The sequence below is a fragment of the Pseudomonas sp. GD04091 genome, assembly GCF_029836165.1.
In the GTDB taxonomy this organism is placed as follows: domain Bacteria; phylum Pseudomonadota; class Gammaproteobacteria; order Pseudomonadales; family Pseudomonadaceae; genus Aquipseudomonas.
Genome location: NZ_JAOEBG010000035.1, coordinates 24407 through 38651, shown reverse-complemented (window position 1 = coordinate 38651; position 14245 = coordinate 24407). Strand labels below are relative to the sequence as shown.

The window sequence follows — 14245 nt, the reverse complement described above, 5'->3', positions numbered from 1 at the left end:
AACCCCGGAGCGCAGCGCAGGGGCCGTATGAATGGAGCGAGCGGCTTTGGTTACTTTGGCCAAGACCAAAGTAACCCGCCGTAAGGGCGGAAAGGTGAATAAGCGTCGACATCACAAATGAATGCGCATACAACTTCCAAAACCACCAAACAACAACAACAAGGGGCGAATCAGAAGCCAGAACAACCACTTCCAATCCGCCCCCAGTCAAACCCCTTAAATCAATTCAAAGCATCAAGCAAAGCCTGGTTCATCTCCGGCGTCCCAATGGTAATCCGCAGGAACTGCGCAATCCGCTCCTGCTTGAAGTGCCGAACAATCACCCCCTGCTCCCGCAACCGCGCCGCGATCCCGGCCGCATCCTGCCCGGGATGCCGGGCAAAGATGAAGTTCGCCGCCGAAGGCAGCACTTCGAATCCACGCGCCACCAGTTCAGCCACCAGCACCTCGCGGCTGTCGATCACCTTGCGGCAGGTCGCTTCGAAGTACTCGCGATCCTCGAACGCCACCGCTGCCCCGACAATCGCCATGCGATCCAGCGGGTAGGAATTGAAGCTGTTCTTGATCCGCTCCAGCGCCTCGATCAAATCAGGATGACCAACCGCCAGGCCAACCCTGAGCCCCGCCAGCGAACGCGACTTGGACAAGGTCTGGGTCACCAGCAGGTTGTCGTAGCGGTCCACCAGACTGATGGCCGTCTCACCACCGAAATCGATGTAAGCCTCATCGACCACCACCACCGAATCACGATTGCACTGCAGCAACTGCTCCACCGCCTCCAGCGGCAGAAGGCAGCCAGTCGGTGCGTTCGGGTTGGGGAAGATGATCCCGGCATTGGGCTTGGCGTAGTCAGATACCCGAATCTGGAACTGCTCATCCAGCGCCACCTGCTCGAATGCAATGCCATACAGGCCGCAATACACCGGGTAGAAGCTATAGCTCACGTCCGGGAACAGCAGCGGCCCACGGTCATGCTGGAACAGGCCGTGGAAGATGTGCGCCAGCACCTCGTCCGAGCCATTGCCGACGAACACCTGCGCCGGTGTCACGCCGTAATACTCGGCCACCGCCTGCTTGAGTCGGTCACCGTTCGGGTCCGGGTACAGGCGCAGGTTGTCGTTGAGCTCGCCGCGCATGGCCTCCAGCGCCTTGGGCGACGGCCCGTAGGGGTTCTCGTTGGTGTTGAGCTTGACCAGCCGTGCCAGCTTGGGCTGCTCACCCGGCACGTAAGGAACCAGGTCCTTGACGAAGGGACTCCAGAAACGACTCATGCTCAGTTCCCCTTCTCGTTGAGGATGCGGTATTCGGCGCTGCGCGCGTGGGCGGTCAGCGATTCGCCACGGGCCAGCACGGAAGCGGTGTGACCCAGCTCGGACGCGCCCTGCTCGGAGCAGAAGATGATCGACGAACGCTTCTGGAAGTCGTACACACCCAACGGCGAGGAGAAGCGCGCGGTGCCGGACGTCGGCAGCACATGGTTGGGGCCGGCGCAGTAGTCGCCCAGCGCCTCGCTGGTGTGGCGCCCCATGAAGATGGCGCCAGCGTGACGGATCTGCGGCAGCCAGGCCTGCGGGTCGGCCACCGACAGCTCCAGGTGCTCAGGCGCGATGCGGTTGGCCACCTCGATCGCCTGCTGCATGTCACGCACCTGGATCAGCGCGCCACGGCCGTTGATCGACTTCTCGATGATCTCGGCGCGCTCCATGGTCGGCAGCAGCTTGTCGATACTGGCCGCCACGCGGTCGAGGAACTCGGCATCCGGGCTGACCAGGATGGCCTGGGCGTCTTCGTCGTGCTCGGCCTGGGAGAACAGGTCCATGGCGATCCAGTCAGGATCGGTCTGGCCATCGCAGACCACGAGGATTTCCGACGGGCCGGCGATCATGTCGATGCCGACCTGGCCGAACACATGGCGTTTGGCGGTGGCCACGTAGATGTTGCCCGGGCCGACGATCTTGTCCACCTGCGGCACGCTCTCGGTGCCGTAGGCCAAGGCCGCGACCGCCTGGGCGCCACCGACGGTGAATACCCGGTCGACGCCCGCGATGCAGGCCGCGGCCAGCACCAGCTCGTTGACTTCGCCACGCGGGGTCGGCACCACCATCACCACTTCGGACACACCGGCCACCTTGGCCGGGATCGCGTTCATCAGCACCGACGACGGATACGACGCCTTGCCACCCGGCACATACAGACCGGCGCGATCCAGTGGGGTGACCTTCTGGCCAAGCACGGTGCCATCGGCTTCGGTGTACTGCCAGGAGTCCTGCTTCTGCCGCTCGTGGTAGATGCGCACACGGTTGGCGGCCTTTTCCAGGGCTTCGCGCTGAACCGGGGTGATACGGGTCAGCGCCAGTTCCAGACGGGCGCGATCGAGGATCAGGTCGTCGATACCCTTGGCGTCGACGCCATCGAAACGCCGGGTGAACTCCACCAACGCCTCGTCGCCGCGCTCACGCACGGCCTTGATGATGTCGAGCACGCGCTGGTTGACCGCGTCATCGGACACGCTTTCCCAGCTCAGCAGATGATCAAGATGTCGGGCGAAATCCTGGTCAGCGGCGTTGAGACGGGCAATTGCAGTGGACACGGTCATGGCGAGGGCCTCGTATTATTAGCGAATGCTCAGGCGCCCTAAGCTACCAGTCCATCCGCGCGGGCACCTGAGAAAAAAGGCTATGACGCGGATAGACGGGCGCGACAGCGAAGGTCGCGCGCAGAGGTCAGCCGCGGTGTCGCGATTCGACAGCGTTGCGCAGGGTGTCGATCAGGCTCTGGATACGGGCGTGCTGCATTTTCATGGAGGCCTTGTTGACCACCAGGCGCGAGCTGATCGTGGCGATCAGTTCCTGAGGCTCGAGGCCATTGGCGCGCAGGGTGTTGCCGGTGTCGACCACATCGATGATCTTGTCGGCGAGATTGATCAGCGGGGCCAGTTCCATGGAGCCATACAGCTTGATGATGTCGACCTGGCGGCCCTGCTCGGCGTAGTAACGCTTGGCCACGTTGACGAACTTGGTGGCGACGCGCAGGCGGCCCTTGGGCTCAGGCGCACCGGTCACACCGGCGGTCATCAGCTTGCACTTGGCGATCTGCAGGTCCAGGGGCTCGTACAGGCCCTGGCTGCCGTACTCCATCAGCACGTCCTTGCCGGCCACCCCGAGGTCGGCGGCGCCATGCTCGACATAGGTCGGCACATCGGTGGCACGCACGATGAGCAGGCGGACATCATCCTGCGTGGTGGGGATGATCAGCTTGCGGCTCTTGTCCGGATTCTCGGTAGGCACGATACCGGCTTCTGCCAGCAACGGCAGGGTATCGTCGAGAATCCGGCCTTTGGATAGCGCGATGGTCAACATTGCAACGTCGGTCCTTAAGCAGCTACCGGCCGGGTCCTGGACCCGACCGCAAAAGATTCAGAGCGCGTCCCTGCGCCGTACAGATGACTAGCCCGGCACGCGACGGATCTTCGCGCCCAGCATCTGCAGTTTTTCCTCGATGCACTCGTAACCACGGTCGATGTGGTAGATGCGGTCGATCAGGGTATCGCCTTCGGCGACCAGCGCCGACAGCACCAGGCTGGCGGAGGCACGCAGGTCGGTGGCCATCACGGGGGCGCCCTTGAGCGCCTTGACGCCGGTGACGATGGCGGTGTTGCCTTCGACCTGGATCTGCGCGCCCATGCGGTGCATTTCATAAACGTGCATGAAGCGGTTTTCGAAGATGGTCTCGATCACCGCGCCGGTGCCTTCGGCGATGGCGTTGAGCGAGATGAACTGCGCCTGCATGTCGGTCGGGAAAGCCGGATACGGCGCGGTGCGCAGGTTGACGGCCTTCGGACGCTTGCCGTGCATGTCGAGCTCGATCCAGTCTTCGCCGGTGGTGATGTCGGCGCCGGCTTCCTTGAGCTTCTCGAGGACGGCTTCGAGGATGGTCGGGTCGGTGTCCTTGACCTTGACGCGGCCACCGGTCACGGCAGCGGCGACCAGATAGGTGCCGGTCTCGATACGGTCGGGCATCACGCGGTAAGTCGCGGAGTGCAGACGCTCGACACCTTCGATGGTGATGGTGTCGGTGCCGGCGCCCTGGATCTTCGCACCCATGGCGATCAGGAAGTTGGCCAGGTCGACCACCTCAGGCTCGCGCGCGGCGTTCTGCAGCACGCTGGTGCCCTTGGCCAGGGCAGCGGCCATCATGATGTTCTCGGTACCGGTGACGCTCACGGTGTCGAAGAAGAAGTGCGCGCCGCGCAGGCCGCCCTCAGGGGCCTGGGCCTTGATGTAGCCACCTTCGACTTCGATCTTCGCGCCCATGGCTTCCAGGCCGCGGATGTGCAAATCGACCGGGCGCGAACCGATGGCGCAGCCACCCGGCAGGGCGACTTCGGCCTTGCCGAAGCGGGCGACCATCGGCCCCAGCACCAGGATCGAGGCGCGCATGGTCTTGACCAGCTCGTAGGGCGCGACCAGGGTCTTGATGGTGCGTGGATCGATTTCCACCGAGAGCTTCTCGTCGATCACAGGCTCGATGCCCATGCGACCGAACAGCTCGATCATGGTGGTGATGTCGTGCAGGTGCGGCAGGTTGCCGACCGTGACCGGTCCGTCCGCCAGCAGGGTGGCCGAGAGGATCGGCAGGGCCGAGTTCTTCGCGCCGGAAATGCGGATCTCGCCGTCGAGGCGCGCGCCGCCAGTGATAATCAGTTTGTCCATTGGTATCTCGCCGCCAAGTTGGCTCAGGTGCGCTCAGCCCAGGCTGCGCTGCTGAAGAATTTCATGGTTACCGCGTGAATGCTGCCGTTGGCGATCCACGGGTTGAGGTGCGCGTAGATCGCCTGCTGACGCTTGACCGGGCTCTGGCCGGCCAGTTCGTCGCTGATCACGTTCAACTGGAAGTTGCAGCCTTCGCCTTCAACTTCGACCCGGGTTCCTGGCAATTTTTCTTCCAGAAAACTTTTAACTTCTACGGCCTGCATGCTCAACCTCGATCGGCGCCCAACGCGCGCGGGTCGGCCATCATACAAAAAAGCCCCTCGCCTGCGAAGCCCATCACGGGGTGCGCTGACCGAGGGGCCTTTCCCAAACGACAGGCCATCAGCCTGCCAGCACTTCATCGAGGTCGTAGACCCCGGCAATTTCCTGCATATCCTCGGGAATGGCACGCAGCTCCCAGGTTTTACCTGCAGCCTGGGCATCACGCATGAACCCCAGCAGCAGCGACAGGCCGACACTGCTCGACTTGACCACCGCGGTGCAATCGAGCACCAGCCGCGGTTCGCGGCAGGCGGCAATCAGCGCCTTGCCCTGCTTGCGCAGGATCGGGCCGCTGCGGTAGTCCAGCACGCCAGCCAGGGCGAGAACGCCTGGCTCGGCCATGCTCACAGCAGCATCGCTCATTTGACTTCCTTTTCCGGCGAGTTGTCGGCGGTCTGCTTGGCCTTGGCCACTTCGCCGGCCCAGCCGTCGATGGTCTTGTCCAGGTCGTTGCCGTTGCGCTGCATGGCGTCCTGGAACTGGTCGCGGAACAGCTTGCCGATGTTGATGCCATTGACGATGACGTTGCGTACTTTCCACTGGCCGTCGATCTTCTGCATGGTGTACTGCACCGGATAGACCGCGCCATTGGTGCCGGTGACCTTCATGCCGACACTGGTACGGTCGCCGTCCTCGGCCTTGGCCGGGTCGACGGTGATGCCCTGGTTGTTGTACTCCAGCAGCGCGTTGCCATAGAACTGCATCAGGCTGCGCTTGAAGTTTTCCTGGAAGCGCTGCATCTGCTCAGGCGTGGCCTTGCGCGAGTACTTGACGGTCATGATGCTCCTGGAAATACCGTCGGCATCGACCACCGGGCCCAGGTTGCTGTTGAGCGCGCTGTAGAACGCCTCGGGATTGGCCTTGTACTGCTCCTTGTTGGCCTTGAGGTCGCTCAGCAGCTGGGTCGTGGTGCCCTGGATCACATCCCGGGCGGATTGCCCTGGCGCCGCCAGGGCCAGCAGGGGGAAGGCCGCCAGCAGAACCAGCAGGCCACGTCGCAGGATCGAAATCATGGAAACTCCTTAATTAGCCGGTTGAGCTTCTTTCGGTTCCTTGCCCACAGAGTTGAGCAGGAACTTGCCGATCAGGTCTTCCAGCACCAGCGCCGACTGCGTGTCGTGGATGGTGCTGCCGTCCTTGAGCACCGCGTCTTCCCCGCCCACGCTGATGCCGATGTACTTCTCGCCCAGCAGGCCGGCGGTCAGGATCGAGGCAGTGGAGTCGGTCGGCAGGTTGTCGACGTGCTTGTCCAGTTGCAGCGTGACCCGACCGGTGTAGGAATCGCGATCCAGATCGATGGCCGTGACCTTGCCGATGGTCACGCCGGCCATGGTCACTTTAGCTCTGACCGTCAATCCGGCGATATTGTCGAAGTACGCGTAAACTTTGTACGTGTCGCTGCTCGGGCTGGCCGACAGCCCGCTGACACGCAGAGCCAGCAGCAGCAGCGCCAGGATCCCGGCCAGGAGGAACAGGCCGACACCGATTTCCAGGGTGCGGTTTTGCATCAGAAATCTCCAAACATCAAGGCGGTCAGAATAAAGTCCAGACCCAGGACTGCCAACGAGGCATAGACCACGGTCTTGGTGGTGGCACGGCTGATCCCTTCTGAAGTGGGCTCACAGTCGTACCCCTGGAATACGGCGATCCAGGTCACGACGAAGGCGAACACCAGGCTCTTGATCAGCCCGTTGATCACGTCGTCGCCGAAGGAAACGCTGTTCTGCATGTTGGCCCAGAACGAGCCCTCGTAGACGCCCAGCCAGTCCACGGCGACCCACGACCCACCCCAGATGCCGACCACGCTGAAGATCAGCGCCAGCAACGGCAGCGAGATGAAGCCGGCCCACAGACGCGGGGCAACGATGTACTTGAGCGGGTCGACACCGATCATTTCCAGGCTGGACAACTGCTCGGTGGACTTCATGTTGCCGATCTCGGCGGTCAGTGCCGAACCCGCGCGGCCGGCGAACAGCAAGGCGGTGACCACCGGCCCCAGCTCGCGCAGCAGGGTCAGGGCGACCATCTGCCCCACGGCCTGCTCGGAGCCGTACTTGGTGAGGATGCTGTAGCCCTGCAGGGCCAGCACCATGCCGATGAACACGCCGGACACGACGATGATCGCCAGCGACAGCACGCCCACCGAATAGAGTTGCTTGACCAGCAGCTGGAAACTGCCGCCAATGCCGCCCCGACCGGCCAGCGCATGACCGAGGAACAGGCACGAACGGCCCAGCACGGCCAGCACGTCGATGGCCGAACGGCCGAACAGACGGATACGTTCAAGCAAGGATTTTCTGCGCATCAACGCGTCCCCAGCAGATCGGCGCGGTAGTCAGGCGCAGGGAAATGGAAAGGTACCGGGCCGTCCGGATCGCCCTTCATGAACTGGCGAATTCGCGGATTGTCCGAGCCCATCAGTTCGTCCGGCGTGCCCTGTCCGAGCACCTGGCCATCCCCCACCACATAGATGTAGTCGGCGATGCTGGCGGTTTCGGCCAGATCGTGGGACACCACGATGCTGGTGATGCCCAGGGCATCGTTGAGCAGACGGATCAGACGCACCAGCACGCCCATGGCGATAGGGTCCTGGCCGACGAACGGCTCGTCGTACATGAGGATCTGCGGATCGAGGGCGATCGCCCGCGCCAGCGCCACCCGACGCTTCATGCCGCCGGACAGCTCGTCGGGCATCAGGTCGATGGCCCCGCGCAGGCCCACGGCCTGCAGTTTCATCAGGACGATGTCGCGGATCATCTCGTCCGGCAGCTGGGTATGCACCCGCAGCGGAAACGCGACGTTCTCGAAGACATCGAGGTCGGTGAACAGCGCGCCACTCTGGAACAGCACGCCCATCTGCTTGCGCGCGTCGAACAGGTCGCCCCGCGACAGCGTGGGCAGGTTCTGGCCATTGACCCAGACCTCTCCGCCGGCGGGGCGCAACTGCGCGCCCATCAGGCGCAGCAGTGTGGTCTTGCCGCACCCGGAAGGCCCCATGATGCCGGTGACCTTGCCACGGGGAATGCGAATGTCCACGTTGCTGAAAATGCTGCGCGAACCGCGCTTGAAGGTGACGCCCTTCAACTCGACCGCGTAGGCGCTATCCACACTCATCTAGACTCCTTGCTAGTGCAGCCTCGTCATCATGGACGCCTGCCCTCATCATGAAGGCACACAGGTCCCCGGCGGGCCGAATAGCGGCGAACTATAGCACCGCTGATAGGCCCGCCCCAAGGGCGTCCCCCCACTCGTTCAGGACACAGACAGGCTTGCGCGGCATCCATATGACATTCGAAGGATGAGCCTTTCACACATTGCGGCTATAATCGCCGCCTTTTCATCAGGCATTGCGTTTTCGACATGAGCCAATCCAGCGAGCTGATCCAATCCGCCCAGCGCACCCTGCGCCTCGAACTCGAGGCCGTGGAGGCCCTGCTGGCCCGTATCGACGGCGATTTCGTCAAGGCCTGCGAGCTGATCCTGGCCAGCAAGGGTCGGGTCGTGGTGGTTGGCATGGGCAAGTCCGGGCACATCGGCAACAAGATCGCCGCGACCCTGGCCAGCACCGGCACCCCGGCGTTCTTCGTGCACCCGGCCGAGGCCAGCCACGGTGACATGGGCATGATCACCCGTGACGATGTCATTCTTGCCCTGTCCAACTCCGGCAGCACCGCCGAGATCGTCACCCTGCTGCCGCTGATCAAGCGCCTGGGCATCCAGATGATCAGCCTGACCGGCAAACCGGATTCGCCCCTGGCCCAGGCCGCCGAGGTCAACCTCGACGCCAGCGTTGCCCAGGAGGCCTGCCCGCTGAACCTGGCGCCGACCTCCTCCACCACCGCGGCCCTGGCCCTGGGCGACGCCCTGGCCATCGCCCTGCTGGAGGCCCGTGGCTTCACCGCCGAAGACTTCGCGTTCTCGCATCCAGGTGGCGCGCTGGGGCGCCGCCTGCTGCTGAAAGTCGAGAACGTCATGCATGCTGGCGAGGAACTGCCCCAGGTCCAAAGCGGCACCCTGCTGAAGGACGCTTTGCTTGAAATGTCTCGTAAAGGTTTAGGCATGACCGTAGTCCTGGGCAGCGACGGCAAGCTGGCCGGCGTGTTCACCGACGGCGACCTGCGCCGCAGCCTGGACCGCAACATCGACGTGCACAAGACGCTCATCGACGAAGTCATGACCGTCCACGGCAAGACCGCCCGCGCCGAGATGCTCGCCGCCGAGGCACTGAAAATAATGGAAGACCACAAGATCAGCGCGCTGGTGGTCGTCGACCAGGACGACCGCCCGACCGGCGCCCTGAACATGCACGACCTGCTGCGCGCCGGAGTGATGTGAATGAACCAGGACCTGATGCAACGCGCCAAAGCCATCAAGCTGGCGGTGTTCGACGTCGACGGCGTACTTACCGACGGCCGCCTCTACTTCCTCGAGGATGGCAGCGAATTCAAGACCTTCAATACCCTCGACGGTCACGGCATCAAGATGCTCATGGCTTCGGGCGTGACCACGGCGATCATCAGCGGACGCAAGACCCCGGTGGTCGAACGCCGGGCGAAGAACCTGGGCATCCCGCACCTGTTCCAGGGCCGCGAGGACAAACTGGTGGTGCTCGACGGCCTGCTCGCCGAACTCGACCTAAGCTATGAACAGGTCGCCTACCTGGGCGACGACCTGCCCGACCTGCCGGTGATCCGCCGCGTCGGACTGGGCATGGCCGTGCAGAACGCCGCGCCGTTCGTCCGCCAGCATGCCCATGGTGTCACCCAGGCCCGCGGCGGCGAAGGCGCCGCCCGCGAGTTCTGTGAACTGATCATGCAGGCCCAGGGTACCCTGGACGCTGCCAACGCCAACTACCTGTAAGGCCGACCATGCTCAGCAAGAAGGTTCGAAATTTTGCGCTGCTTGGCGTGATCGCCGCGGTGCTGGTGGCGGTGGGTTACTGGAACATCAGCCCCGAGAGCTTCCTCGACAAGCCGGTGGCACAGACCAATGAAAGCGCCATCGACTACTACGCGATCAACGCCCACACCTTGCAGTTCTTGCCCGATGGCAAGCTGCAGTACGAGATGACCGCGGCCAAGGTCGAGCACCTCAAGGCCAGCGAGGTCACCCTGGTGACCACCCCTGACCTGCACATGTACCGTGGCACGGAGTACCCGTGGCACGTGCAGAGCAAGCGCGCCGAGGTCAACCCGGACGGCACCGAGGTCGAATTGATCGACGACGTGCGCGTGGCGCGCACCGACGAAAAACAGCGCGAAACCATCATCACCAGCTCGCGCATGACCGTGTTCCCGCAGAAGCAATATGCGCAGACCGAGCAAGCCGTTAGAATCGACGGCGCCGGTGGCACGACTACGGGCAAAGGAATGAAAGCGTATTTGAAAGAAGGCAGGATGGACCTGCTCTCTAACGTAAGAGGACAGTATGAGGCTCGTTAAAACCCTCCCCCTTTTGCTCAGCCTGGGCGCAGCACTGGGAAGCGCGAGCGCCTTGGCCCTGCCGAACGACCGTGACCAGCCGATCCGCATCCAGGCGGACAACGCCCACCTGGACGACAAGCAAGGTGTCGCCACCTACACCGGCGACGTGATCATCACCCAAGGTTCGATGATGATCAAAGGCAACACCGTGACCATGACCCGCGCCGCTTCCGGCGACATCGACGTCGTCACCTCGGTGGGCAACCTGGCCTACTTCGAACAGCAGCAGAGCGCCGCCAAGCCCGACAAGATGAAAGGCTGGGCCGTGACCATCCAGTACCAGGCGCAGAAGGACACGGTGATTCTCACCGACCGCGCCAAGGTCGAGAACGAAGGCAACACCACCGAAGGCGAGAAGATCGTCTACAACACCAAGTCCCAGGTGGCGACCGCCGGGCGCGGTGGCAACGTGACTGCACCACGTCAGCGCATCGACATGGTCATTCAACCGAAGAAAAAGGCCGAGTAAATGGCAACCCTCAAAGCCCAGCACCTGGCCAAGAGCTACAAGAGCCGGCAAGTTGTGCGCGACGTCAGCCTGTCCATCGACAGTGGCCAGATCGTCGGCCTGCTCGGCCCCAACGGCGCCGGTAAGACCACCTGCTTCTACATGATCGTCGGCCTGGTCCAGGCCGACCAAGGTCGCGTGCTGATCGACAGCCTCGATGTCAGCCACCAGCCCATGCACGGCCGCGCTCAGGCCGGCATCGGCTACCTGCCGCAGGAGGCCTCGATCTTCCGCAAGCTGTCGGTGGCAGACAACATCATGGCCATCCTCGAGACCCGCAAGGACCTCGATCGCGAAGGCCGACGCAAGGAGCTGGAAAGCCTGCTGCAGGAATTCCACATCAGCCACATCCGCGACAACCTGGGCATGAGCCTCTCGGGCGGCGAACGCCGTCGCGTCGAGATCGCCCGCGCCCTGGCCACCGCGCCCAAGTTCATCCTGCTGGACGAACCGTTCGCCGGTGTCGACCCGATCTCCGTCGGTGACATCAAGCAGATCATCCACCACCTCAAGAACAAGGGCATCGGCGTGCTGATCACCGACCACAACGTTCGCGAGACCCTGGACATCTGCGAAACCGCCTACATCGTCAATGATGGCCAGCTGATCGCCGAGGGCGACGCCGAGACCATCCTGGCCAACCAGCTGGTCAAGGAAGTGTACCTGGGGCACGAGTTCCGACTCTGACCCGGCCTGCCCGGAGCACTGGCGAATGCGCCCGATCGGGGCTTAAGTTGTCACAGTGCTCTAGGCAAACGCTGCAATTTCAGGCATATAACTTGCTTAAATTCGGCGCCCAAGCGCCCTACGTGTAGTGGATGGCGCATGCGCGCCGGCGAACAAGGTATTAAGCCCCTGCCATGAAACCATCGCTCGTCCTAAAAATGGGCCAGCAACTGACGATGACCCCTCAGTTGCAACAGGCCATCCGTCTACTCCAGCTCTCCACCCTGGATCTCCAGCAGGAAATCCAGGAAGCGCTGGAATCCAATCCGATGCTCGAACGTCAGGAAGACGGCGATGACTTCGACAACAGCGACCCGATGGCGGACAACGCCGAAAGCAAGCCGGCCGCCGAAGTCCAGGACAACAGTTTCCAGGAAACCTCTGCCAGCACCAGCGAAAACCTGGAAGACGGCGAGTGGGCCGAACGCATCCCCAACGAGCTGCCAGTCGACACCGCCTGGGAAGACATCTACCAGACCAGCGCCAGCAGCCTGCCCAGCAACGACGATGACGAGTGGGATTTCACCACCCGCACCTCCGCCGGCGAAAGCCTGCAGAGCCACCTGCTATGGCAGCTCAACCTTGCCCCGATGTCCGACACCGACCGCCTGATCGCTGTCACCCTGATCGATAGCATCAACGGCCAGGGCTACCTGGAAGACACGCTCGACGAGATCTGCGCCGGCTTCGACCCTGAGCTCGACATCGAGCTGGACGAGATCGAGGCGGTGCTGCACCGCATCCAGCAGTTCGAGCCGGCCGGCATCGGCGCCCGCTCCCTGGGCGAATGCCTGCTGCTGCAACTGCGCCAGTTGCCGGCCTCGACGCCGTGGATGAGCGAGGCCCAGCGCCTGGTCACCGACTTCATCGACCTGCTCGGCAGCCGCGACTACAGCCAACTGATGCGCCGCATGAAGCTCAAGGAGGACGAACTGCGCCAGGTCATCGAGCTGGTGCAGACCCTCAACCCGCGCCCCGGCTCGCAGATCGAGTCCAGCGAACCGGAGTACGTGGTTCCCGACGTTATCGTGCGCAAGGACAGCGATCGCTGGCTGGTCGAGCTCAACCAGGAAGCCGTGCCGCGCCTGCGGGTCAACCCGCAGTACGCCGGCTTCGTGCGCCGCGCCGATACCAGCGCCGACAACACCTTCATGCGCAATCAGCTGCAGGAGGCGCGCTGGTTCATCAAGAGCCTGCAAAGCCGCAACGAAACGCTGATGAAGGTGGCGACGCAGATCGTCGAGCACCAGCGCGGCTTCCTCGACCACGGCGACGAAGCCATGAAGCCGCTGGTCCTGCACGATATCGCCGAAGCGGTGGGCATGCACGAGTCGACCATCTCCCGGGTGACCACGCAGAAATACATGCATACGCCCCGCGGGATCTACGAACTGAAATACTTTTTCTCGAGCCACGTGAGCACCGCCGAAGGCGGCGAATGCTCGTCCACGGCGATCCGCGCGATCATCAAGAAACTGGTGGCCGCGGAAAATCAGAAAAAGCCATTGAGTGACAGCAAGATCGCTGGTTTACTGGAGGCACAAGGCATCCAGGTAGCCCGTCGCACCGTCGCCAAGTACCGCGAATCGCTGGGGATCGCCCCGTCGAGCGAGCGCAAGCGACTGATGTAGCCCCGGATGTGCCACAGCGTTTCAGTGGCAGGTGCAATACCTGCCCTTTATGCACGGGCAACAAAAGGAGAAGCTGTATGCAAGTCAACATCAGTGGACAGCATGTAGAAGTCACTCAACCTCTGCGCGATTACGTGCTCGAAAAACTCGCCCGCGTGGAGGGTCACTTCGACAAGATCACCAACGTGACGGTGATCATGAAGGTCGAGAAGCTGCAGCAGAAGGTTGAAGCCACACTCCAGATTCCCGGTGGCGAGGTCGTCGCCAACGCCGAACACCAAGACATGTATGCCGCGATCGACGCCCTGGCTGACAAGCTCGACCGCCAACTGAAAAAACACAAGGAAAAACAGCAAAGCCTGCTGCAAGGTGCAGCCGCCCGCTGATCCCCCCATCCATGATCCGACTTGAAACCATCCTGACCCCCGGCCGTTCCCTCGTGAACGTGCCGGGCGGCAGTAAAAAGCGCGCCCTGGAAAAGGTCGCTACCCTGATTGCCGAGCAAGTGCCCGAGCTGGAGATGCAGGACGTCTTCGAAAAGCTGGTCGCTCGAGAAAAACTGGGCTCCACCGGCTTTGGCAATGGCATCGCCATCCCCCACTGCCGTCTAGAGGGCTGCACCGCGCCTGTCAGCGCCCTGCTGCACCTGGATGCCCCCATCGATTACGATGCCATCGATGGCGCCCCGGTCGACCTGCTGTTCGTCCTGCTGGTGCCGGAAGCCGCCACCGATGCCCACCTTGAACTGCTGCGCCAGATCGCCAGCATGCTCGATCGCAAGGAGGTTCGCGATCGCCTGCGCGCCGCCGACAGCAGCGAGACCCTGTACCAGGTCGTCCTGGACGCACAGAACGAGCACTGAAC

Annotated in this window: 18 protein-coding genes; 8 read left to right on the top strand and 10 right to left on the bottom strand. The window is 62.9% G+C overall.

What is annotated here, in order from left to right; genetic code table 11:
- Positions 1 to 221 precede the first annotated feature (221 nt).
- The 10 genes from hisC to N7422_RS26060 form a co-directional block, all read right to left on the bottom strand.
- On the bottom strand, positions 222 to 1271 hold the full coding sequence (gene hisC, locus N7422_RS26105) for a histidinol-phosphate transaminase (protein WP_279809225.1): 1050 nt from the start codon (positions 1269 to 1271) through the stop codon (positions 222 to 224).
- Positions 1272 to 1273: 2 nt separating this feature from the next.
- Positions 1274 to 2596 (bottom strand): histidinol dehydrogenase, encoded by a 1323-nt coding sequence (hisD, locus tag N7422_RS26100; RefSeq protein WP_279809224.1) that lies wholly within the window; start codon positions 2594 to 2596, stop codon positions 1274 to 1276.
- Positions 2597 to 2723: 127 nt separating this feature from the next.
- The gene (gene hisG / locus N7422_RS26095) at positions 2724 to 3359 is read right to left on the bottom strand and encodes an ATP phosphoribosyltransferase (RefSeq protein ID WP_279809223.1); all 636 of its coding nucleotides are present in this window, start codon (positions 3357 to 3359) and stop codon (positions 2724 to 2726) included.
- A gap of 87 nt (positions 3360 to 3446) precedes the next feature.
- Entirely contained in the window at positions 3447 to 4712 is a 1266-nt protein-coding gene (gene murA, locus N7422_RS26090; protein ID WP_279809222.1) for a UDP-N-acetylglucosamine 1-carboxyvinyltransferase, read from the bottom strand.
- A 23-nt stretch (positions 4713 to 4735) separates the two neighbouring features.
- Positions 4736 to 4975 carry a BolA family protein gene (locus tag N7422_RS26085; protein WP_028689666.1) on the bottom strand — a complete coding sequence of 80 codons (240 nt, stop codon included), beginning with the start codon at positions 4973 to 4975 and terminating at the stop codon, positions 4736 to 4738.
- 118 nt (positions 4976 to 5093) lie between these two features.
- Entirely contained in the window at positions 5094 to 5396 is a 303-nt protein-coding gene (locus N7422_RS26080; RefSeq protein ID WP_279809221.1) for an STAS domain-containing protein, read from the bottom strand.
- On the bottom strand, positions 5393 to 6046 hold the full coding sequence (locus tag N7422_RS26075; RefSeq protein ID WP_279809220.1) for an ABC transporter substrate-binding protein: 654 nt from the start codon (positions 6044 to 6046) through the stop codon (positions 5393 to 5395). Before N7422_RS26075 ends, N7422_RS26080 begins: the two co-directional genes overlap by 4 nt.
- Before the next feature lie 9 nt (positions 6047 to 6055).
- A complete protein-coding gene (gene mlaD / locus N7422_RS26070; RefSeq protein WP_028689663.1) occupies positions 6056 to 6541 on the bottom strand; it encodes an outer membrane lipid asymmetry maintenance protein MlaD in 486 nt (161 codons plus the stop codon).
- Positions 6541 to 7338, bottom strand: coding sequence for a lipid asymmetry maintenance ABC transporter permease subunit MlaE (mlaE, locus tag N7422_RS26065; RefSeq protein ID WP_279809219.1), 798 nt, complete (start codon positions 7336 to 7338; stop codon positions 6541 to 6543). The genes mlaD and mlaE overlap by 1 nt, the downstream gene beginning before the upstream one ends.
- Entirely contained in the window at positions 7338 to 8147 is an 810-nt protein-coding gene (locus tag N7422_RS26060; protein WP_279809218.1) for an ATP-binding cassette domain-containing protein, read from the bottom strand. Before N7422_RS26060 ends, mlaE begins: the two co-directional genes overlap by 1 nt.
- Positions 8148 to 8393: 246 nt before the next feature.
- Between N7422_RS26060 and N7422_RS26055 the strand changes: the two genes are divergently transcribed.
- The 8 genes from N7422_RS26055 (at position 8394) to ptsN (ending at position 14243) form a co-directional block, all read left to right on the top strand.
- A complete protein-coding gene (locus N7422_RS26055) occupies positions 8394 to 9368 on the top strand; it encodes a KpsF/GutQ family sugar-phosphate isomerase (RefSeq protein ID WP_279809217.1) in 975 nt (324 codons plus the stop codon).
- Positions 9369 to 9893 (top strand): HAD family hydrolase, encoded by a 525-nt coding sequence (locus N7422_RS26050; protein WP_279809216.1) that lies wholly within the window; start codon positions 9369 to 9371, stop codon positions 9891 to 9893. It abuts the gene before it with no gap.
- A gap of 8 nt (positions 9894 to 9901) precedes the next feature.
- Positions 9902 to 10474, top strand: a complete 573-nt coding sequence (lptC, locus tag N7422_RS26045; protein WP_279809215.1) for an LPS export ABC transporter periplasmic protein LptC — start codon at positions 9902 to 9904, stop codon at positions 10472 to 10474.
- Complete coding sequence (lptA, locus tag N7422_RS26040) at positions 10461 to 10985, top strand: lipopolysaccharide transport periplasmic protein LptA (protein ID WP_279809214.1); 525 nt, start codon at positions 10461 to 10463, stop codon at positions 10983 to 10985. The genes lptC and lptA overlap by 14 nt, the downstream gene beginning before the upstream one ends.
- Positions 10986 to 11711, top strand: a complete 726-nt coding sequence (gene lptB, locus N7422_RS26035) for an LPS export ABC transporter ATP-binding protein (protein WP_279809213.1) — start codon at positions 10986 to 10988, stop codon at positions 11709 to 11711.
- Between the two features lie 173 nt (positions 11712 to 11884).
- On the top strand, positions 11885 to 13381 hold the full coding sequence (locus N7422_RS26030; protein WP_279809212.1) for an RNA polymerase factor sigma-54: 1497 nt from the start codon (positions 11885 to 11887) through the stop codon (positions 13379 to 13381).
- 77 nt (positions 13382 to 13458) lie between these two features.
- Positions 13459 to 13767, top strand: coding sequence for a ribosome-associated translation inhibitor RaiA (gene raiA, locus N7422_RS26025; RefSeq protein WP_138218840.1), 309 nt, complete (start codon positions 13459 to 13461; stop codon positions 13765 to 13767).
- An 11-nt stretch (positions 13768 to 13778) separates the two neighbouring features.
- Complete coding sequence (gene ptsN, locus N7422_RS26020) at positions 13779 to 14243, top strand: PTS IIA-like nitrogen regulatory protein PtsN (RefSeq protein ID WP_279809211.1); 465 nt, start codon at positions 13779 to 13781, stop codon at positions 14241 to 14243.
- Positions 14244 to 14245 lie beyond the last annotated feature (2 nt).